This window comes from Streptomyces sp. NPDC027672, from assembly GCF_055566335.1.
On record NZ_JBVHSO010000007.1, the window covers coordinates 291237 to 310691 of the forward strand.

Annotated in this window: 18 protein-coding genes; 10 read left to right on the forward strand and 8 right to left on the reverse strand. The window is 72.8% G+C overall.

The window, feature by feature from the left end:
- Nucleotides 1–77: 77 nt before the first annotated feature.
- From ACZ4SV_RS19340 to ACZ4SV_RS19350, 3 genes are all read right to left on the reverse strand, one after another.
- A complete protein-coding gene (locus ACZ4SV_RS19340) occupies nucleotides 78–890 on the reverse strand; it encodes a thioredoxin domain-containing protein (protein WP_468005695.1) in 813 nt (270 codons plus the stop codon).
- Nucleotides 891–953: 63 nt separating this feature from the next.
- On the reverse strand, nucleotides 954–1634 hold the full coding sequence (locus ACZ4SV_RS19345; protein WP_365872359.1) for a hypothetical protein: 681 nt from the start codon (nucleotides 1632–1634) through the stop codon (nucleotides 954–956).
- A 68-nt stretch (nucleotides 1635–1702) separates the two neighbouring features.
- A complete protein-coding gene (locus ACZ4SV_RS19350) occupies nucleotides 1703–3043 on the reverse strand; it encodes a DUF2252 domain-containing protein (protein WP_468005698.1) in 1341 nt (446 codons plus the stop codon).
- Between the two features lie 199 nt (nucleotides 3044–3242).
- Between ACZ4SV_RS19350 and dnaE the strand changes: the two genes are divergently transcribed.
- The gene (dnaE, locus tag ACZ4SV_RS19355) at nucleotides 3243–6782 is read left to right on the forward strand and encodes a DNA polymerase III subunit alpha (RefSeq protein ID WP_365872355.1); all 3540 of its coding nucleotides are present in this window, start codon (nucleotides 3243–3245) and stop codon (nucleotides 6780–6782) included.
- 68 nt (nucleotides 6783–6850) lie between these two features.
- On the opposite strand, the gene ACZ4SV_RS19360 is transcribed toward dnaE, so the two are convergent.
- A complete protein-coding gene (locus ACZ4SV_RS19360) occupies nucleotides 6851–7021 on the reverse strand; it encodes a hypothetical protein (protein ID WP_365872353.1) in 171 nt (56 codons plus the stop codon).
- A 226-nt stretch (nucleotides 7022–7247) separates the two neighbouring features.
- Between ACZ4SV_RS19360 and ACZ4SV_RS19365 the strand changes: the two genes are divergently transcribed.
- The 4 genes from ACZ4SV_RS19365 (at nucleotide 7248) to ACZ4SV_RS19380 (ending at nucleotide 11131) form a co-directional block, all read left to right on the forward strand.
- The gene (locus ACZ4SV_RS19365) at nucleotides 7248–8462 is read left to right on the forward strand and encodes an NYN domain-containing protein (RefSeq protein ID WP_365872351.1); all 1215 of its coding nucleotides are present in this window, start codon (nucleotides 7248–7250) and stop codon (nucleotides 8460–8462) included.
- Between the two features lie 110 nt (nucleotides 8463–8572).
- Complete coding sequence (locus ACZ4SV_RS19370; protein WP_468005851.1) at nucleotides 8573–9583, forward strand: ABC transporter ATP-binding protein; 1011 nt, start codon at nucleotides 8573–8575, stop codon at nucleotides 9581–9583.
- Nucleotides 9584–9648: 65 nt separating this feature from the next.
- Nucleotides 9649–10470: an ABC transporter permease gene (locus tag ACZ4SV_RS19375; RefSeq protein ID WP_365872347.1), complete on the forward strand. Its 822-nt coding sequence runs from the start codon at nucleotides 9649–9651 to the stop codon at nucleotides 10468–10470.
- Nucleotides 10471–10504: 34 nt separating this feature from the next.
- Nucleotides 10505–11131: an AAA family ATPase gene (locus ACZ4SV_RS19380; RefSeq protein ID WP_468005701.1), complete on the forward strand. Its 627-nt coding sequence runs from the start codon at nucleotides 10505–10507 to the stop codon at nucleotides 11129–11131.
- Between the two features lie 57 nt (nucleotides 11132–11188).
- Here the strand turns inward: ACZ4SV_RS19380 and ybaK are convergent, their stop codons facing one another.
- The 4 genes from ybaK to ACZ4SV_RS19400 all read right to left on the reverse strand — a co-directional run bounded on the left by ybaK (nucleotide 11189) and on the right by ACZ4SV_RS19400 (nucleotide 15414).
- Nucleotides 11189–11689: a Cys-tRNA(Pro) deacylase gene (gene ybaK, locus ACZ4SV_RS19385; protein WP_468005703.1), complete on the reverse strand. Its 501-nt coding sequence runs from the start codon at nucleotides 11687–11689 to the stop codon at nucleotides 11189–11191.
- 73 nt (nucleotides 11690–11762) lie between these two features.
- Entirely contained in the window at nucleotides 11763–12503 is a 741-nt protein-coding gene (locus ACZ4SV_RS19390) for an LON peptidase substrate-binding domain-containing protein (RefSeq protein ID WP_397940651.1), read from the reverse strand.
- A gap of 11 nt (nucleotides 12504–12514) precedes the next feature.
- Nucleotides 12515–13564: a hypothetical protein gene (locus ACZ4SV_RS19395; protein WP_468005705.1), complete on the reverse strand. Its 1050-nt coding sequence runs from the start codon at nucleotides 13562–13564 to the stop codon at nucleotides 12515–12517.
- 269 nt (nucleotides 13565–13833) lie between these two features.
- Nucleotides 13834–15414, reverse strand: coding sequence for an oxidoreductase (locus ACZ4SV_RS19400; protein WP_468005707.1), 1581 nt, complete (start codon nucleotides 15412–15414; stop codon nucleotides 13834–13836).
- A 212-nt stretch (nucleotides 15415–15626) separates the two neighbouring features.
- Here ACZ4SV_RS19400 and hisD point away from each other — a divergent pair, with 212 nt between their 5' ends.
- Genes hisD through hisH form a run of 5 tightly spaced genes read left to right on the forward strand, consistent with a single transcriptional unit; the run spans nucleotide 15627 to nucleotide 19455 of the window.
- Nucleotides 15627–16952 carry a histidinol dehydrogenase gene (gene hisD, locus ACZ4SV_RS19405; protein ID WP_365872335.1) on the forward strand — a complete coding sequence of 442 codons (1326 nt, stop codon included), beginning with the start codon at nucleotides 15627–15629 and terminating at the stop codon, nucleotides 16950–16952.
- Nucleotides 16949–18061: a histidinol-phosphate transaminase gene (locus ACZ4SV_RS19410; protein WP_365872333.1), complete on the forward strand. Its 1113-nt coding sequence runs from the start codon at nucleotides 16949–16951 to the stop codon at nucleotides 18059–18061. Before hisD ends, ACZ4SV_RS19410 begins: the two co-directional genes overlap by 4 nt.
- Nucleotides 18058–18651, forward strand: a complete 594-nt coding sequence (hisB, locus tag ACZ4SV_RS19415) for an imidazoleglycerol-phosphate dehydratase HisB (RefSeq protein WP_365872331.1) — start codon at nucleotides 18058–18060, stop codon at nucleotides 18649–18651. The genes ACZ4SV_RS19410 and hisB overlap by 4 nt, the downstream gene beginning before the upstream one ends.
- A 4-nt stretch (nucleotides 18652–18655) precedes the next feature.
- Complete coding sequence (locus tag ACZ4SV_RS19420; RefSeq protein WP_365872329.1) at nucleotides 18656–18820, forward strand: hypothetical protein; 165 nt, start codon at nucleotides 18656–18658, stop codon at nucleotides 18818–18820.
- The gene (gene hisH / locus ACZ4SV_RS19425) at nucleotides 18811–19455 is read left to right on the forward strand and encodes an imidazole glycerol phosphate synthase subunit HisH (protein ID WP_397970427.1); all 645 of its coding nucleotides are present in this window, start codon (nucleotides 18811–18813) and stop codon (nucleotides 19453–19455) included. Before ACZ4SV_RS19420 ends, hisH begins: the two co-directional genes overlap by 10 nt.

The window sequence follows — 19455 nt, forward strand, 5'->3', positions numbered from 1 at the left end:
TCGATCAGGTTACTGACCGGTACCCACCCAGGCGGACGAACTGCCGAAAGTTCGCCCGCCGTTCTCCCCGGTGTCGGTCAGCCCTTGAGGGCCGCCGCGAGCGCGGTGTCGAACTCCTGCACGGTCATCGGCGCGTTCTTGCCGTCGGCGCCCGTCAGCACCTTGCCGTCCATCTTCAGCGTCGGCGTGCCCGAGATGCCGTCCTTGTCGAAGATCTCGGACTCCTCCAGCGCCCACCGGTCGAAGGTGCCGTCCCGCACGTCCTTGCGGAAGGCCGCGTTGCCCTTCAGGGCGGGGACGGTGTCGGCGATCTCGATCAGGTAGGAGTCGTCCTTGAACTTGTCGGTGGTCTCCTCCGGGTGCCACTTCTTCGAGTACATCGCGGACTTGTACTCGGCGAACGCCTCGGGGCTGACGTTGAGCGCGGCCCCCAGGGCGCTCAGCGCGTTCTTGGAGCCCTCGCCGCCCATGCCCTTGTCGAGGAAGGTGGCGCCGACGTACTGGATCTTGAACTTGCCGGCGTCCAGGTCCTTCTTGACGGTCGGGCCGACCGTCTGCTCGAACGTGGCGCAGACCGGGCAGCGCGGGTCCTCGTACATCACCAGGGTCTTCTTGGCGTCGGCCTTGCCGAGGACGACCGTCGTGCCGTCCGCGCCCGAGGTGTGGGCGGGCTTGACCAGCTTGTCGTCCTTCGCCGCCTCCCAGTGGGCGGGCTTGTTGGCCTGGACGACCGCGTAGCCGATGCCGCCGGCTGCGGCCAGGACGGCCACGACCGCGCCGGCCACGGTGAGCTGCCGCCTGACCTTGGCGCGCTGGGCCTGCCGCTCGCGCTCCTGGCGCAGCCGCTCCCGGGCCGCCGTCTTGGCCGACTGGCTGTTCCGCTTGCTCATGTCTGATCTCCATGTGGGACGCGCACAGGTCGTACGCGGGATACGTGTGGGGACTGGTCGTGCTCAGGCGGAGGCCGGTGAGCACGGCGGTCCACGCCGTCCCAGGGAGTGCACGAGGAGCCGGTCGGGGCCCGCGGCGCGGGGCGGGGCCGGACGGGCCGGCCGGCGGGCCGGCAGCGGCCGTACGGTGACCGCGGCCACCGCCAGCAGCAGCGGCCGGAAGGTGGTGGCGGCGACCGCGCGCAGCAACTGGCCCAGCGCCCGCTCGCCCCGGCGCAGCCAGGCGGCGGCCAGCAGCCCCACGCACAGGTGCGCGGCCAGCAGCAGCCAGGCCGCGGCCGGGCCGGCCTGCGCCAGCAGCGCGCCGGTCCGCTCCGGACCGCCGGCCATCCGGGCCAGCGGGCCGCCCACCGGGCCCTCGCACAGCACGTCCAGGCCGACCGCGCGCAGCGGACCGGCGACCGGGCCGCCCGCCCGGCCGTAGCAGGCGTGCTGGCCGGTGGTGAACACCGTGTCGGCGGCCAGCTCCAGCGGGACCAGCAGGGCCGCGATCCGGCCGAAGCCCCGCTCGCGGCCCGCCAGCGCGTACGCCGTGACGAACACCCCGGCGGCGACCGCGCCCACGGTCGCCGCCGGCAGCGGAACACGGGACAGCAGCACGTGCGACGCGGTGCCGAGCGTCACGACGAAGGCCGTGAACAGCGCCGCGCGCACGGCTCTGAGCTGGGTCCCGGATATGTCCATAGCGAAAGAAGAGTCTGGCACGGAGACCGGTAAAAGACCCCTAAAGGGCGCCTGTGAACCGGCGGCCGTTACAGCCCCGGTATCCGGCCGTTGCGGAACAGGTCGACGAAGACGCGGTGATCGGCCCGCGCGCGGGCGCCGTAGCCGTGCGCGAAGTCCACCAGCAGCGGCGCGAAGCCCTCCTCGTCGGCCGCGATCGCCGCGTCGATGGCCCGCTCGGTGGAGAACGGCACCAGCGACTCGCCGGAGGTGTCGTCCGCCGCCGCGTGCATGGCGGCGGTGGCCCGGCCCAGGTCGGCGACGACGGCGGCGATCTCCGCCGGGTCGTCGATGTCGTCCCAGCCCAGGTCCACGGCGTACGGCGAGACCTCGGCGACGAGCTGGCCGGCACCGTCCAGCTCGGTCCAGCCGAGCCACGGGTCGGCGTGCGCCTGGAGGGCGCGCTGGGAGATCACCGTGCGGTGGCCCTCGTGCCGGAAGTACCCCGCGACGGCCGGATCCGTCAGGTGCCGGGAGACGGCCGGCGTCTGGGCCTGCTTGATGTAGATCACGACGTCGTTCTCCAGGGCGTCGCTGTGGCCCTCCAGGAGGATGTTGTACGACGGCAGGCCCGCAGAGCCGATGCCGATGCCCCGGCGGCCCACGACGTCCTTCACCCGGTAGGAGTCCGGGCGGGCCAGGGAGGAGTCCGGCAGCGTCTCCAGATAGCCGTCGAAGGCCGCCAGGACCTTGTAGCGGGTGGCCGCGTCCAGCTCGATCGCGCCGCCCCCCGCGGCGAAGCGGCGCTCGAAGTCACGGATCTCGGTCATCGACTCCAGCAGCCCGAACCGGGTCAGCGCGCGGGCGTCGCGCAGCGCGTCCAGCAGCGGCCCCTCCGCGGTGTCCAGCGTGAACGGCGGTACCTCGTCCTGCCGGACGCCCGTCGCCAGGGAGCGGATCCGCTCGCGGTACGCGTGCGCGTAGACCGTCACCAGCTCGGAGATCTGCGCGTCGCTGAGCGCCTTCGCGTACCCGAGGAGCGCGACCGACGCCGCGAAACGCTTCAGGTCCCAGGTGAAGGGGCCGACGTACGCCTCGTCGAAGTCGTTGACGTTGAAGACCAGGCGGCCGTTGGCGTCCATGTACGTGCCGAAGTTCTCCGCGTGCAGATCGCCGTGGATCCACACCCGCGAGGTGCGCTCGTCCAGGTACGGACCGCTCGGCGCGTCCCCGTCGGCCCGCCCGGCGTCCAGGTCGTGGTAGAAGAGGCACGCCGTGCCCCGGTAGAACGCGAACGCCGAGGCCGCCATCTTCCGGAACTTCACCCGGAACGCGGCCGGGTCGGCGGCCAGGAGCCGGCCGAAGGCGGTGTCGAAGACGGCGAGGATCTCCTCGCCGCGCTGCTCCTCGTCGAGCTGGGGGACCGACATCGCGGGGTGCCTCCTGGTGCGGTACGTCACTCGTACGACAGTGTGTCTGCCGTCTCCAACGCACGAAGGTACGCGCTGGTGCCCGGGGCGCCGCGGGCCGTGCCCGTCGGCCGCTGTCGGCGGCGAGGCATAGACTTCGACGCTGACCCCCGCAACCGTCCGCCCGCCCGTCGTCCGTGTTTCCGTTGGAGGCCAAACCGTGTCGAAGCCGCCCTTCACGCACCTGCACGTCCACACCCAGTACTCGCTGCTGGACGGTGCCGCGCGGCTGAAGGACATGTTCAACGCGTGCAACGAGATGGGCATGACGCACATCGCCATGTCCGACCACGGCAACCTGCACGGGGCGTACGACTTCTTCCACTCCGCGAAGAAGGCCGGAATCACCCCGATCATCGGGATCGAGGCGTATGTCGCTCCCGAGTCCCGGCGCAACAAGCGCAAGATCCTCTGGGGCCAGCCGCACCAGAAGCGGGACGACATCTCCGGCTCCGGCGGTTACACCCACAAGACGATGTGGGCCGTGAACAAGACCGGCCTGCACAACCTCTTCCGGCTCTCCTCCGACGCCTACGCCGAGGGCTGGCTGCAGAAGTGGCCCCGGATGGACAAGGAGACCATCGCCCGGTGGTCCGAGGGCATCGTCGCCTCCACCGGCTGCCCCTCCGGCGAGGTGCAGACCCGGCTGCGCCTCGGCCACTTCGACGAGGCCCTGAAGGCCGCCGCCGAGTACCAGGACATCTTCGGCAAGGACAAGTACTTCCTGGAGCTGATGGACCACGGCATCGAGATCGAGCGCCGGGTCCGCGACGGCCTGCTGGAGATCGGCAAGAAGCTGGGCATCCCGCCGCTGGTCACGAACGACTCCCACTACACGTACGCGCACGAGGCCGGCGCCCACGACGCCCTGCTGTGCATCCAGACCGGCAAGAACCTCTCCGACCCCGACCGCTTCAAGTTCGACGGCACCGGCTACTACCTGAAGTCCACGGACGAGATGTACGCCATCGACTCCTCGGACGCCTGGCAGGAGGGCTGCGCCAACACGCTGCTCATCGCCGAGATGGTGGACACCACCGGCATGTTCGAGAAGCGCGACCTCATGCCGAAGTTCGACATCCCGGAGGGTTACACCGAGGTCACCTGGTTCCAGGAGGAGGTCCGCCGCGGCATGGACCGCCGCTACCCGGACGGCGTCCCGGAGGACCGCCAGAAGCAGGCCGACTACGAGATGGACGTCATCATCCAGATGGGGTTCCCGGGCTACTTCCTCGTGGTCGCCGACTTCATCATGTGGGCCAAGCGCCAGGGCATCGCCGTCGGCCCCGGCCGGGGGTCCGCGGCCGGCTCGATCGTCGCCTACGCCCTCGGCATCACCGACCTCGACCCGATCCCGCACGGCCTGATCTTCGAGCGGTTCCTCAACCCCGAGCGCATCTCCATGCCCGACGTCGACATCGACTTCGACGAGCGCCGGCGCGTGGAGGTGATCCGGTACGTGACCGAGAAGTACGGCGCCGACAAGGTCGCCATGATCGGCACCTACGGCACCATCAAGGCCAAGAACGCGATCAAGGACTCCGCGCGCGTGCTGGGCTACCCGTACGCGATGGGCGACCGCATCACCAAGGCCATGCCCGCCGACGTCCTCGGCAAGGGCATCCCGCTGTCCGGCATCACCGACCCCGCCCACCCGCGCTACAGCGAGGCGGGCGAGGTCCGCTCGATGTACGAGAACGAGCCGGACGTGAAGAAGGTCATCGACACCGCGCGCGGCGTGGAGGGCCTGGTCCGGCAGATGGGCGTGCACGCCGCCGGCGTGATCATGTCCAGCGAGACCATCACCGAGCACGTCCCGGTCTGGGTCAGGCACACCGACGGCGTGACCATCACCCAGTGGGACTACCCGAGCTGTGAGTCGCTCGGCCTGCTGAAGATGGACTTCCTGGGCCTGCGCAACCTCACGATCATGGACGACGCGGTCAAGATGGTGAAGGCCAACAAGGGCCTCGACATCGACCTGCTGTCCCTGCCGCTGGACGACCCCACGACCTTCGAACTGCTCCAGCGCGGCGACACCCTCGGCGTCTTCCAGTTCGACGGCGGCCCCATGCGGTCCCTGCTGCGGCTGATGAAGCCGGACAACTTCGAGGACATCTCCGCCGTCTCGGCCCTGTACCGGCCGGGCCCGATGGGCATGAACTCGCACACCAACTACGCCCTGCGCAAGAACGGCCAGCAGGAGATCACCCCGATCCACCCGGAGCTGGAGGAGCCGCTCCGGGAGGTCCTGGACGTCACCTACGGCCTGATCGTCTACCAGGAGCAGGTGCAGAAGGCCGCCCAGATTATCGCGGGCTACTCGCTCGGCGAGGCCGACATCCTGCGCCGCGTGATGGGCAAGAAGAAGCCGGAGGAGCTGGAGAAGAACTTCGTCATCTTCCAGGCCGGCGCCCGCGGCAACGGCTACAGCGACGAGGCGATCCAGGCGCTGTGGGACGTGCTGGTCCCGTTCGCCGGCTACGCGTTCAACAAGGCCCACTCGGCCGCGTACGGCCTGGTGTCGTACTGGACGGCGTACCTGAAGGCGAACCACCCCGCCGAGTACATGGCCGCCCTGCTGACCTCCGTGAAGGACGACAAGGACAAGTCGGCGGTCTATCTCAACGAGTGCCGCCGCATGGGCATCCGGGTGCTCCCGCCGAACGTGAACGAGTCGGAGGCGAACTTCGCCGCCCAGGGCGACGACGTGATCCTCTTCGGCCTGTCCGCCGTGCGCAACGTCGGCACCAACGTCGTCGAGTCGATCATCAAGTGCCGCAAGGCGAAGGGCAAGTACACCTCCTTCCCCGACTACCTGGACAAGGTCGAGGCGGTGGTCTGCAACAAGCGCACCACCGAATCGCTGATCAAGGCCGGCGCCTTCGACTCGATGGGCCACACCCGCAAGGGCCTCACGGCACAGTACGAGCCGATGATCGACAACGTGGTCGCGGTCAAGCGCAAGGAGGCCGAGGGCCAGTTCGACCTCTTCGGCGGGATGGGCGAGGAGACCAGCAGCGAGCCCGGCTTCGGACTCGACGTGGAGTTCTCCACCGACGAGTGGGACAAGACGTATCTCCTCGCCCAGGAGCGGGAGATGCTCGGTCTGTACGTCTCCGACCACCCGCTCTTCGGCCTGGAACACGTCCTCGCCGACAAGGCCGACGCGGGCATCGCCCAGCTCACCGGCGGCGAGCACGCCGACGGCGCGGTGGTCACCATCGGCGGCATCATCTCCGGTCTCCAGCGCAAGATGACCAAGCAGGGCAACGCCTGGGCGATCGCCACCGTGGAGGACCTCGCGGGCTCCATCGAGTGCATGTTCTTCCCGGCCACCTACCAGCTCGTCTCCACCCAACTGGTCGAGGACGCCGTGGTGTTCGTCAAGGGCCGGCTCGACAAGCGCGAGGACGTGCCCCGGCTGGTCGCCATGGAGCTGATGGTCCCGGACCTGTCCAACGCCGGCACCAACGCGCCCGTGGTGCTCACCATCCCGGCGGTGAAGGTGACACCGCCGATGGTCAGCCGCCTCGGTGAGATCCTCAGCCACCACAAGGGCGACAGCGAGGTGCGGATCAAGCTCCAGGGCCCGCGCAAGACCACGGTGCTGCGCCTGGACCGGCACCGGGTCAAGCCCGACCCGGCCCTCTTCGGCGACCTGAAGGTGCTCCTCGGCCCGTCCTGCCTGGCCGGCTGAGTCCCGCGACGGAAAAGGGGCGCACCCGCCACGGGTGCGCCCCTTCCGTGTCCGGGCGTCAACTGCCCTTAGTTGTGGCCGAAGCTCTTCTGCTTCTTGCGCGTGGCGTCCGCCGGGCCGCCCTGGATGTGCGACACCGGCGAATCGGCGTGCTCCTCCGCCGCGGGCCGCTGGGCGTGCTCGGTCCGCGGGGTGCGGTTCTGCGGGCCGGCCTGCTTGCGGTTCTTGTTCTTGGCCATGGTGATCTGCCTCCTGTGGGGGATCTGGGGGCCAGAGCCGGGACCAGATTCACATATGCCGACATCAGCCGCATGTCGGATAATTACCGTGTGTGACAGGGAAGCTGGGCCGACGGGAACCGGCAAACGCCACGCCGATGATCGAGTTCGGGCCGTTAACCTCCGCGTGGTCGGGCAGACTCGAAGGAAGTCCGAAGCAAAGCCTCCCGGGAAGAGGGTGAGTCGCGTGGACCGCTGCATCGTCCTGGTGGACGCCGGGTATCTGCTGGGAGCCGCCGCCAGCCTCCTCGCCGGCGAGCCCTCGCGGTCCCGGATCACCGTCGACCACGCGGCGCTGATCCTGGCCCTGCGGGAGCGCGCGGAGTCCGACACCGGGCGCCCGCTGCTGCGCATCTACTGGTTCGACGGCGCCCCCGACCGGGTCCCCCAGCCGGAGCACCGCAGGCTGCGGGTGATGCCCCGGGTCACCGTCCGCCTCGGCGCCCTCACCCGGAGCGACGGACGCTGGGCGCAGAAGGGCGTCGACGCCGCCATGCACGCCGAACTGACCGAACTGGCCCGCAACCGCGCCTGCTCGGACGTCGTCCTCGTCACCGGCGACGGTGATCTGCTGCCCGGGATGATGGCCGCCAAGGAGCACGGCGTCGCCGTCCACCTGTGGGCCGTCCAGGCCGCCGACGGCGACTACAACCAGTCCGAGGACCTGGTCGCCGAGGCCGACGAGCGGCGCGTGCTGGACCGCGCCTGGATCACCCAGGCCGTCCGCGTCAAGGAGCTGACCGGCGTGTGCGCCCCGCCGCCCGCGCCCCGCCCCGAGATCGCCGCGATCCTCTCCGCGCCGCTGCCCGAGTCCGCGCTCGCGGCGGCCGAACGGTCCGCGCAGCAGTCCGCGCACCCGCCCGCCGCGACGGAGAACGGCAGCCCCGAGCGGGTCCCCGCGCCCAAGGGCGTCCCCACGCCCAAGGACCTGGCCGCGCTGCGCGCCCCCGGCACCCAGACCGCGCCGCCCCCGGCGACCGCGACCCTGCGCTGGTCCTCCGACAAGGGCTGGGTCGAGCGGCCGGGAGTGACCGCCGAGCCGCCCGAGGCCGCCTCCATGCCGACCCTGGCCCAGCTCACCACGGCCGAGCAGCGGTGGGCCGACCGCGAGGAGGACATCACCACCGTCGGCGGCGATCCGTACGAGGTGGGGCAGGTCTTCGCCCGCCGCTGGATCTCCCGGCTCGGCGACCAGAGCCACCTCCAGCGGCTGTCGCAGATGTATCCGCGCATCCCGCACCGGATCGACGGCGAGCTGCTGCGGTACGCGGCGCGTTTCGGACTGCTCGCGCACAAGGACGACCAGATCGACGAGCACGACCGTTACGCCATCCGGGCGGGGTTCTGGCGGGAGTTCGACATCCCGGCGGCGGCCGACCAGCAGCCCTCCGCCGCCGACTGAATCCGGCCGGCCGGGTCCCGCGGCCGCTCCCGGCCCGCCCCGGCCGGTGCCCCCGTACCCGCCCCCAAAGGCGAGTAAAGCCCCCCGACCCCGTAGGCTCGTCCTTTGTGATGACGCGCGCGGGACAGGCACTTCGGTACGACGAGGTCGTACGCGTGCGCGGACTCGCCAAGACCTACCCGGCCGTCAAGGGCCGCCGGGGCACGCCGGCCACCCTGCCGGTGCGGGCCACCGACGGGGTGGAACTGGACGTGCGGCGCGGCGAGGTCTTCGGGCTGCTCGGCCCGAACGGCGCCGGCAAGTCCACCCTCGTACGGCAGCTCACCGGACTGCTGCGGCCGGACACGGGCAGCGTGGAGATCCTGGGCCACGACATCGTGCGGCACCCGGAACGGGCCGCTCGCCTCCTCGCCTACCTGGGCCAGGAGTCCTCGGCCCTGGACGAGCTGACCGTCTCCCTCGCCGTCGAGACCACCGGACGCCTGCGCGGCCTGGACGCACGCCGGGCCCGGGCCGAACGGGACGCCGTGCTGGAGGAGCTGGGGCTGACCCCGATCGCCGGCCGGGCCCTGCGGAAGCTGTCCGGCGGACAGCGCCGGCTCGCCTGCTTCGCCGCCGCCCTCGTCGGCCGCCGCCCGCTGCTCGTGCTGGACGAGCCGACCACCGGCATGGACCCGGTGGCCCGGCGCGCGGTGTGGGCGGCCGTGGACCGGCGGCGGGCCGAGCACGGCACGACCGTGCTGCTGGTCACCCACAACGTCATCGAGGCCGAGACGGTCCTGGACCGGGTCGCGGTGCTCGACCAGGGCCGGGTCATCGCCTGCGACAGCCCGGCCGGGCTCAAGGCCCGGGTCGCCGGCGAGGTGCGGGTGGAGCTGGTGTGGCGGGAGCGGGCGCCGCTGGAGGTGCCCGAGGTGGCCGTCCTGCGCGAGCGGGCGGCGGAGTCCGGCCGGCGCTGGACGCTGCGGCTCGCGCCCGAGGAGGCCCGCGCCGTCGTCGCCACGGTGACCGGCGGGGCCGCCTTCGCCGCCCTGGACGACTTCACGCTCGCCACGCCCAGCCTGGAGGACGTCTACCTGGCGCTGGGCGGCGAGGCCCGGCAGGGACTGGTGAGGGCGTGAGCGGACGGTCCCCGCGACGCGCGGGTGCCGGTGCGACCGCCGTAGGGAATGAGGAGCAGCTCGTCGTGAGTGTCGTACCCGCCGAGGTCCTGCCGGGCGGCGCCCGGGCCGTGCCGGAGCCGGCGCCCGGCGCGGCCGAGCTGGGCCCGCCCGCGCGGCTGTGGCCGTCGCTGGCGGCCGTCTACCGGGCGCAGTTGTCCCGGGCCCGGGTGGCGCGCATCCCGCTGCTGTTCGTGGCGACCTTCCAGTCGGTCGGCATCGCCGTGATGATGCGCGGGGTCGTCGACAGCGGCCCCGAGGCCCAGTCCGTGGTGGCCGGGTCGGCCGTACTGGTCGTCGCCTATGTGGCGCTGAACCTGCTGTCGCAGTACTTCGGGCAGCTACGGGCCAGCGGCGGGCTCGACCACTACGCCACCCTGCCGGTGCCGCCGGCCGCCGTGGTGCTGGGCGCGGCGGCGGCGTACGCCTCCTTCACCGTCCCGGGCACCCTGGTGACCGCCGTGTTCGGCTGTGTGCTGTTCGGGCTGCCGCTGACCAACCTGTGGGTCCTGCTGGCCGTCGTCCCGCTCGCCGGGGCCGCGCTGGCCGGTCTCGGCGCCGCCTGCGGGCTGCTCGCGCCCCGGCCGGAGCTGGCCACGCTGCTCGGCCAGCTGGGCATGTCGGCGGCGCTGCTGCTGGGCGTGCTGCCCGCCGACCGGATGCCGGAGGTGATCCGGCTGGCCCGCGATCTGCTGCCCTCCACCTACGGCGTGGAGGCGTACGCGCGGACCTTCGGCGCCCACCCGGACTGGGCCGTCGTCCTCGTCGACCTCGGCGTGTGCGCGGGGGTCGGCGTGCTCTCGCTGGCCGTGGCGACCCGGGCCTACCGCAGGGCCGCCGTCCGGTGACGCGGCCCACAGGACGACCTGGCACGATGGCAGGGTGACCGCACCGTTGACTCCGCCACCGCCGCCGCACGACGACTCCGCGCACCCGGTCCGGCAGCCGCCGCCCGCCGGGGCGCTCGCCGGGCACGGGCGGGAACAGGACGGTCCCGGGATGCGGACGGAACTGCGCGAGGCCGCCGTGATCACGGTGGCGACGGCGCTCGGCGGGGTGCTGCTCGGGCTGCTGTGGTGGTGGCTGGCGCCGCATGTGCCGCTGGTCGGCGACGAGCTGGACGGGAACTGGGTCGTCTATCTGAAGGACTCCGAGGGCGAGCAGGCCGTCGGGGTGGACGGCACGTTCACGCTGCTGGGGCTCGGGTTCGGGCTGGTCGGCGCGGTCGCCGTGTTCCTGCTGCAGCGGCGCGGCGGAGTGCCGCTGGCGGTGGCGCTGGGCCTCGGCGGCCTGCTCGGCTCGCTGCTGGCCTGGCGGCTCGGCGTCTGGCTGGGCCCCGCGTCCGACGTGCTCGCCCACGCGCGGGCCGTGGGCAAGGGCGTGACGTTCCCGGCGCCGCTGAAGCTGTCGGCGAAGGGCGCGCTGCTGGCCTGGCCGTTCGCGGGGCTGCTGGCCCACCTCGGCCTGACCGCGCTGTTCGGCCCCCGCGACCAGGAGCCGCCCGCCTGACCGGCGGGCCGTGCTCGCGTACGTGCCGACGGGCGGCCGGAGCCGGGCGTGAGCCCGTCAGCCCCGTCCGATGGGCGCCAGCACCGCTTCCGTGAGTTTCGCCAGGTCGTCCGGGGCCAGCTCGACCTCCAGACCCCGCCGTCCCGCCGACACACAGATCGTGGCGTGCGCCCGCGCGGAGTCGTCCAGGACCGTGGGCAGCTTCTTGCGCTGGCCGAGCGGGGAGATGCCGCCGCGGACGTAGCCCGTGGTGCGCTCGGCCAGGGCCGGGTCGGCCATCGCGGCCCGCTTGCCGCCCACCGCCGCCGCCAGCGCCTTCAGGTCCAGCGAGCCGGCCACCGGGACCACGCCGACCACCAGGGAGCCGTCCACGTCGGCCACCAGCGTCTTGAAGACGCGCTCGGGCGGGACGCCCGTCGCCTGCGCCGCCTCCTCGCCGTACGACGGGTGGGACGGATCGTGCTCGTAGGCGTGGACGGTGAACTCCACGCCCGCCGCCGTCAGCGCCACCGTCGCGGGTGTGCCCCCGGACTGCTGTTTCTTCGCCTTCTTCGCCATCAGGAGTGCGGTTCCCTCGCTCTCGTCCCGGTACCTCGTCGGCGGTACCCCGCCCCGGTACCGTCCCGGTACCTCAGTTCAGGCTCGTCGGCGTCCGCGTCAGTTCGAACGCGGGCAGCGACGGCAGGCCACGGATGATGGCCGTCTCCGCGCGCAGCAGGTTCAGCTCGTCCCGCAGCCGGGACGCGGTGTCCGGCGCCTGGAGCAGCCGCTGCTTGGTCGGCGTGTCGTGCACCATGGCGGCGGCCACCAGGTACGACACCACGCCCGGGTCGTCCGGCAGCTCCGCGCCGGTGGACAGCGAGCGTTCGCGGGCGCCCGCCAGCCGCTTCTGGTACCGCCGGAAGGACCGCAGCACGTCCTCGGCCAGCGGGCCGGCCTCGTCCCCCGGCTCCTCCGCCAGCTCCTCCAGCTCCGCGGTGAGGAACGGACCCGAGGCGTCCACGGACAGCAGCCGCACCCGGGTCGTGCCGGTCGCCAGCACCTCGAAGGTGCCGTCGGGCCGCTCCCGGATGGTCGCCGCGTCCGCCACACAGCCCACCGTGTGGAAGGCCCGCAGCGGGTCGGCGCCGAAGCCGGCGGCCGGGCCCCGCGCGGGCAGCGCGGTGGGGTCGGGCATGCCCGGGGCGCTCGGCGCGACCTCGTGGCCGTCGCGGATGGCGACGACCGCGAACCGGCGCGGCTCGTCCTCGGGCGTCTTCAGCAGATCGCGCATCATGGCGCGATACCGCTCCTCGAAGACGTTGAGCGGCAGCACGAGCCCGGGGAACAGCACCGAGTTCAGCGGAAAGAGCGGGAGACGGGCGGTGGTCACGGCGCCCCAGCCTAGTGGTCGGCGGCGGGGCCGTGTCCGCCGTGCCCGCCGACGAGCCCCGGCGGCACCGTCAGAAGCCCGGCCGGGGCCGGTCCGGCCGCCGTCTCCAGGTGCTCGCGCAGCCGCAGGAAGTGGCCGAGCGGGTCGTCGGAGAACCGGTCCCACGGGAACGACGTGGCGTACGGGCCGATCAGGCGCAACTGGGTCCGGGCGTCCTTGCGGCGGTCCAGCCGCAGCAGCACGTACAGCAGTTTGTTGCGGACCTCGGCCGGCGCCGGGTCGGCCGCCGGGAGACGCGCGGACAGCACGATCGCGCGGTCGGCCGCCGCGTCCAGCCGGGCGCGCGGCACCGCCGCCCCGCAGCCGTCGGTGAGATAGCCGAAGGCCGCGCGGGCGGGCAGCGCCTGGACCAGCGAGCCGGCCGGGGCGTCCTGCGCGGCCCGGTCGGCGAAGTCGAAGCACTCGCGGTGGGAGCCGTGCCAGGAGGCGGCCAGATAGCGCAGGGCGGCCACATGGCAGCCGTAGTGGTGCGGGGCGCGCCGGACGGCCGCCTCCCACAGCTCCTCGAAGTAGCGGTGCCCGGCCCCGGAACCGCGCGCGTGGTCGAGCGCGATCCGCCAGGGCACCGGGTCGCGGTCGTCGGCGCGGGCGGCGGCGGTGATCAGCGGGCTCACCTCGCGCAGCAGCTCGGCCCGGGCCGGCGAGGGCCAGGCGCGGTCCACCGCGAGCTGGGCGCCGACCAGCAGCGCTCCGGGGTCGTCGGGCGCGGCGGCCCGCCACGCCTCGTACCACTCGGGGCGGGAGCGGGCGAAGGCGGCCAGGCGCCGCGCGTACCGGTCCCTGAGCTCCCACTCGGCCGCGGCGCGGGTGGCGGCGAGCAGTCCGGCCGCGGTGGCGTACTCGCCCCGGCCGGCCGCGACGAGTGCGGGGGAGAGGCGGTCGTCGGGCGCGTCGAGCACGGCCTCGTACCCGGCCGGTGGCCGGCCGGCCGGGAGTGCGGGGCGGGGGGTCATCCGGGTGGGGCGGATGAACGAGGGCAGCAGAGCCATGGTGCCGACCATTGAAAGTCCGCAGGTCGGGGCGGCGCCAGAGGCTCCGGGCAAGTCACGGAAAGTTGTACGGCCGACGGTCAAGGGGCGGTAAAGGGTGAATGCGCGTCTCGTGGCGGTGTGGTGAGGGACGGGTGTGTTCCGCCGGTTCCGGCACGCGGTGGGGGACGGGTGGCCGCTGGCTCCGGCGCGGGCGGCCCGGCCACGGCTGTGGCGCGGCGGGCGGGCGGTGAGCGGCGGGTGGCCCCGCGGCTCCGGCACGGGTGAGCGCGGCCCGTGCCTCAGCTACGGCGCAGCAGGCGGGTGGCGCCCGCCGCCACCGTGGTCGCCAGGACCCAGCCGAGCAGGATCATCACCGTCGCCAGCCACTGCCAGCCGCCGCGCAACTGCCACTGGCCGGCCTGCCCCAGGTCGATCACCGGCAGCAGCAGGTCCAGCGTGAACAGCGCCGGGCTCCAGGCCGGGTGGCCGCCGGGGCTCACCGGCGGATGGTCGGCGTGCGCGAACGCGAGCGTGCCCGCCGCCCACAGCACCGCCATCCACACCGCGGCCCGGCCGGGCCGGTAGCCGTAGGCCACGGTCCAGTCCTGCACGAACCCCCAGACCTTGCCGGCCGGCGGCAGCGTCTCGCGCCGCCGGCGCTGCTTGGCGAGCAGCACCTCGCGCGCGTCCTCGTCCTCCCCGGCGGCCCGCAGCACCGCGGCCAGCCGCTCGTACGCCTCCGGGGCGTACTCGGCGGTGGCCGCCGCCACCCAGTCCAGGCGCCGGGCCAGCGGGAACGGGCCCTGCGGCACCAGGTTCTCGTAGGCGAACCCGCCCATGTGCAGGTTGCCCTCGTCCGGCCAGCTGCTCGCGCGGTCCACCAGGTTCACGATCCGCGCGCCGGACAGCACGACCTTGCCGTGCTGCGGCTTGTCCCCGAGGAAGCGCAGTTCCGGTGTCTGCACCCGGCGCAGCGACAGCTCCTGGTCGTCGGTGAAGGCGAACAGGGCCCGCTCCAGGTCGACGGCGTCGCCGAACCGCCCGTCGTCCAGCCGCACCCCGCCCCGGCACTCGAAGCGCTGGACGCGGGTCCCGCGCGCGGGCGTGGTGCCGCTCAGCGCCGGGCCGCCCAGGCCGGCCGGGGTCAGGTACAGGGTGCGCTCGACCGTGAGCTGCGGGGCGTTCAGGGCGAACCGGGCGTACGGGTTGGCCAGCCGGGCGCCGCGCAGGCTGAGCGACCCGCCCATCTGGGCGCCGCGCAGGCTCAGCTCGCCGTACGACTCCAGCAGCTCCGCCTGGAGGTCCTGGCCTACGGTCATGCCGTCCGCCGCGATCGACCGGCCGCTGCGGTCGCGGTGCACGACCGCCTGGTTGAGCAGCAGATCGGTGCCGATGTGCGCGTCCGTCAGCCGGGCCCCGCCCGGGAACCGGCAGCGCGGCAGATGCAGGTCGCCCTCGGTGTGCACCCGGGCCGCCTCCAGGCGGGGCACCGAGCAGTCCGCCAGGCGCACGGTCGTGAACCGGGCCTCCGGCAGCCGGACCTCCTCGTCGAAGCGGCAGCCGGTCAGCTCCACGTACGGCGTGATCTGGCCGCCCGACACGTCCAGCACCCCGGATATCCGGACGCCGACCAGCTTCAGCGCGGACACCCGGCCCGCGAGCGCGGGCGGGCCGTCCAGCAGCAGCCAGCAGACGATACGGGCCCGCACGGTCCGCTCCGGACCCCACGGATACCCGCCGTGCGGATCGTCCGCGGCGAAGTCCCCGCTGCTCAGGTCGTAGACACTGCCGTTGCGGAAGGCCTGCCACATGCCCGCCTCGCTCGCGGTCAGGTCGTCCGGCAGGTCCCCGGTGGTGCGGATGCCGGCTCCCTCGCTCACCGTTCTCCTCTCCCCGTCACGGTGGTTTTCGTACAGCCGTTCATGCCCGCTGCGTGACCTCCCGAACACCACACGTGAAGGTGATCTTCCGGATTCCGGCCACGGTCTGTGCCGGGCATTGACCCACGGCGCGGCCGTCGGCGGGGCCCGTTCTGTATCAGCCATTGATACGCGCGAACGGCCCGCCGCGGCGGTCTGAGAGAATTGGAACCGTGATCTCCCGAATCGATCTGCGCGGCGACGCCCTCCCCGAGGGCCCCGCCCTGCGCGACCTGCTGCCCCGAGCCGACTTCGACGTCTCGGCCGCCCTGGAGAAGGTGCGGCCGATCTGCGAGGCCGTGCATCATCGAGGCGACGCGGCGCTGATCGACTTCGCCGAGAAGTTCGACGGAGTACGGCTGGAAACCGTCCGTGTCCCGGCCCAGGCGCTCACCGACGCGCTCGCCGCCCTGGACCCGGCCGTGCGGGCCGCGCTGGAGGAGTCCATCCGCCGGGCCCGGCTGGTCCACCGCGCGCAGCGCCGTGAGACCCACACCACCCAGGTGGTGCCCGGCGGCTCGGTCACCGAGAAGTGGGTGCCGGTCGAGCGGGTCGGTCTGTACGCGCCGGGCGGGCGGTCCGTCTACCCGTCGTCCGTGGTCATGAACGTCGTGCCGGCCCAGGAGGCCGGGGTGGAGTCCATCGCGCTCGCCTCGCCGGCGCAGGCCGGTTTCGGCGGCCTGCCGCACCCGACGATCCTCGCCGCCTGTGCCTTGCTCGGCGTGGACGAGGTGTACGCGGCCGGCGGCGCCACCGCCGTCGCGATGTTCGCCTACGGCACCGAGTCCTGCCCGCCCGCCCCCATGGTCACCGGCCCGGGCAACATCTGGGTCGCCGCCGCCAAGCGCTACTTCACCGGCCGCATCGGCATCGACGCCGAGGCCGGCCCGACCGAGATCGCGATCCTCGCGGACGCCACCGCCGACCCGGTGCACGTCGCCTCCGACCTGATCAGCCAGGCCGAGCACGACCCGCTCGCGGCGGCCGTCCTGGTCACCGACTCCGCCGAACTGGCCGACGCGGTGGAGAAGGAACTCGGGCCCCAGGCCGAGGCCACCAAGCACACCGAGGACCGGATCGTGCCCGCGCTGCGGGGCAGGCAGTCCGCGATCGTCCTCGTGGACGGCATCGAGGAGGGCCTGAAGGTGGTCGACGCCTACGGCGCCGAGCACCTGGAGATCCAGACCGCCGACGCCGCCGCGGTCGCCGACCGGGTGCGCAACGCGGGCGCGGTCTTCATCGGCCCCTGGGCGCCCGTCTCGCTCGGCGACTACGCGGCCGGGTCCAACCACGTCCTGCCCACCGGCGGCTGCGCCTGCCACTCCTCGGGCCTGTCCGTCCAGTCCTTCCTGCGCGGCATCCACATCGTGGACTACACCCGCGACGCGCTCGCCGAGGTCGCCCACCACGTGGTGACGCTGGCGGAGGCGGAGGACCTGCCCGCGCACGGCGCGGCGATCAAGGCGAGGTTCGGCTGGAAGGTGCCCGAGAGCAAGTGAGCGACGTGAGGATCGACGATCTGCCCGTACGGGACGAGCTGCGCGGCAAGTCCCCCTACGGCGCGCCCCAGCTGGACGTCCCGGTCCGGCTGAACACCAACGAGAACCCCTACCCGCTGCCCGAGCCGCTGGTCGAGCGGATCGCGGAGCGGGTGCGGGAGGCCGCCCGCGACCTGAACCGCTACCCGGACCGGGACGCGGTCGAGCTGCGCACCGAGCTGGCCGCGTACCTGACGCGGACCGGCGGCCACCGGCTCGGCGCCGAGAACGTCTGGGCCGCCAACGGTTCCAACGAGGTCATCCAGCAACTGCTGCAGACCTTCGGCGGACCGGGCCGCACGGCGATCGGCTTCGAGCCGTCGTACTCGATGCACGCGCTCATCGCGCGCGGCACCGGCACCGGCTGGATCCCCGGCCCGCGCCGCGAGGACTTCACGATCGACCTCGCCGCCGCCGAGCGCGCGATCGCCGCGCACCGGCCGGACGTCGTCTTCGTCACCACCCCCAACAACCCCACCGGCAACGCGGTCCCGGCCGAGACCGTCCTCGCGCTGTACGAGGCGGCGCAGGCGGCCAAGCCGTCGATGGTGGTCGTGGACGAGGCCTACGTCGAGTTCAGCCACGGCGCCTCGCTGCTGCCGCTGCTGGCCGGCCGTCCGCACCTGGTGATCTCCCGGACCATGTCCAAGGCGTTCGGCGCGGCCGGCCTGCGCCTCGGCTACCTGGCCGCGCACCCGGCCGTCGTGGACGCCGTCCAGCTCGTCCGCCTGCCGTACCACCTGTCGGCCGTCACCCAGGCGACCGCCCTGGCCGCCCTGGAGCACACCGACACCCTGCTCGGCTACGTCCGGCAGCTGAAGTCCGAGCGGGACCGGCTGGTCACCGAGCTGCGCGCGCTCGGCTACGAGGTCACGGAGTCCGACGCGAACTTCGTGCAGTTCGGCCGGTTCCCGGACGCCCACGAGGCCTGGCAGCGCATCCTCGACCACGGCGTGCTGGTCCGGGACAACGGCGTACCGGGCCGGCTGCGGGTGACCGCCGGCACCCCGGAGGAGAACGACGCGTTCCTCGACGCGGTCCGTCAGCTGAAGAAGGAGCAGGGTTCATGAGCCGCACAGGACGCGTGGAGCGCACCACCAAGGAGACCTCGGTGCTGGTCGAGATAGACCTCGACGGCACCGGCCGGACCGACATCGCCACCGGCGTCGGCTTCTACGACCACATGCTCGACCAGCTCGGCCGGCACGGTCTGTTCGACCTGACCGTGAAGACCGACGGCGACCTGCACATCGACTCCCACCACACCATCGAGGACACCGCCCTCGCGCTGGGCGCCGCCTTCAAGCAGGCCCTCGGCGACAAGGTGGGCATCTACCGCTTCGGCAACTGCACGGTCCCGCTGGACGAGTCCCTCGCCCAGGTCACCGTCGACCTGTCCGGCCGCCCCTACCTCGTGCACACCGAGCCCGAGACCATGGCGCCGATGATCGGCGCGTACGACACCACGATGACCCGGCACATCCTGGAGTCCTTCGTCGCCCAGGCGCAGATCGCGCTGCACGTGCACGTGCCGTACGGCCGCAACGCCCACCACATCGTGGAGTGCCAGTTCAAGGCGCTGGCCCGGGCCCTGCGGTACGCGTCCGAGCGCGACCCCCGCGCGGCCGGCATCCTCCCGTCGACGAAGGGCGCGCTGTAACCCCATGAACAGTCTGTCGTCCCTGCTGATCGTCGTCGGCCTGTTCCTGGTCGGCGGCATCGTCTCCTTCGTCAAGCAGAAGATGCCCACCAGCCTGATCGTCCTCCTGTCGATCGCCGCGGGCCTGTGCCTGGTGGCGGGCGTCATGCGCCTGGAGGTGTGGAATTGAGCACGAAGAAGGTCGTCGTCTTCGACTACGGCTTCGGCAACGTCCGCTCCGCCGAACGCGCCCTCGCGCGCGTGGGTGCCGACGTCGAGATCACCCGTGACTTCGACCGGGCGATGAACGCCGACGGCCTGCTGGTGCCGGGCGTCGGCGCGTTCGCCGCCTGCATGAAGGGCCTGCGCGCCGCGCGCGGCGACTGGATCGTGGACCGCCGGCTGTCCGGCGGACGCCCGGTCATGGGCATCTGCGTCGGCATGCAGATCCTCTTCGCGCGCGGCATCGAGCACGGCGTGGAGGCCGAGGGCCTGGACGAGTGGCCCGGCACGGTCGGCCCGCTCCAGGCCGACGTGGTGCCGCACATGGGCTGGAACACCGTCGACGCGCCGGCCGGCACCCGGCTGTTCGCCGGCCTGGACGCCGACGCCCGCTTCTACTTCGTGCACTCCTACGCCGTCCACGAGTGGTCCCTGCCGACCCACAACCCGGTGATCGAGCCCCCCAAGGTCACCTGGGCCACGCACGGCGAGCCGTTCGTGGCCGCCGTGGAGAACGGCGCCCTGTGGGCCACCCAGTTCCACCCCGAGAAGTCCGGCGACGCCGGTGCCCAGCTCCTCACCAACTGGATCGGAACCCTGTAG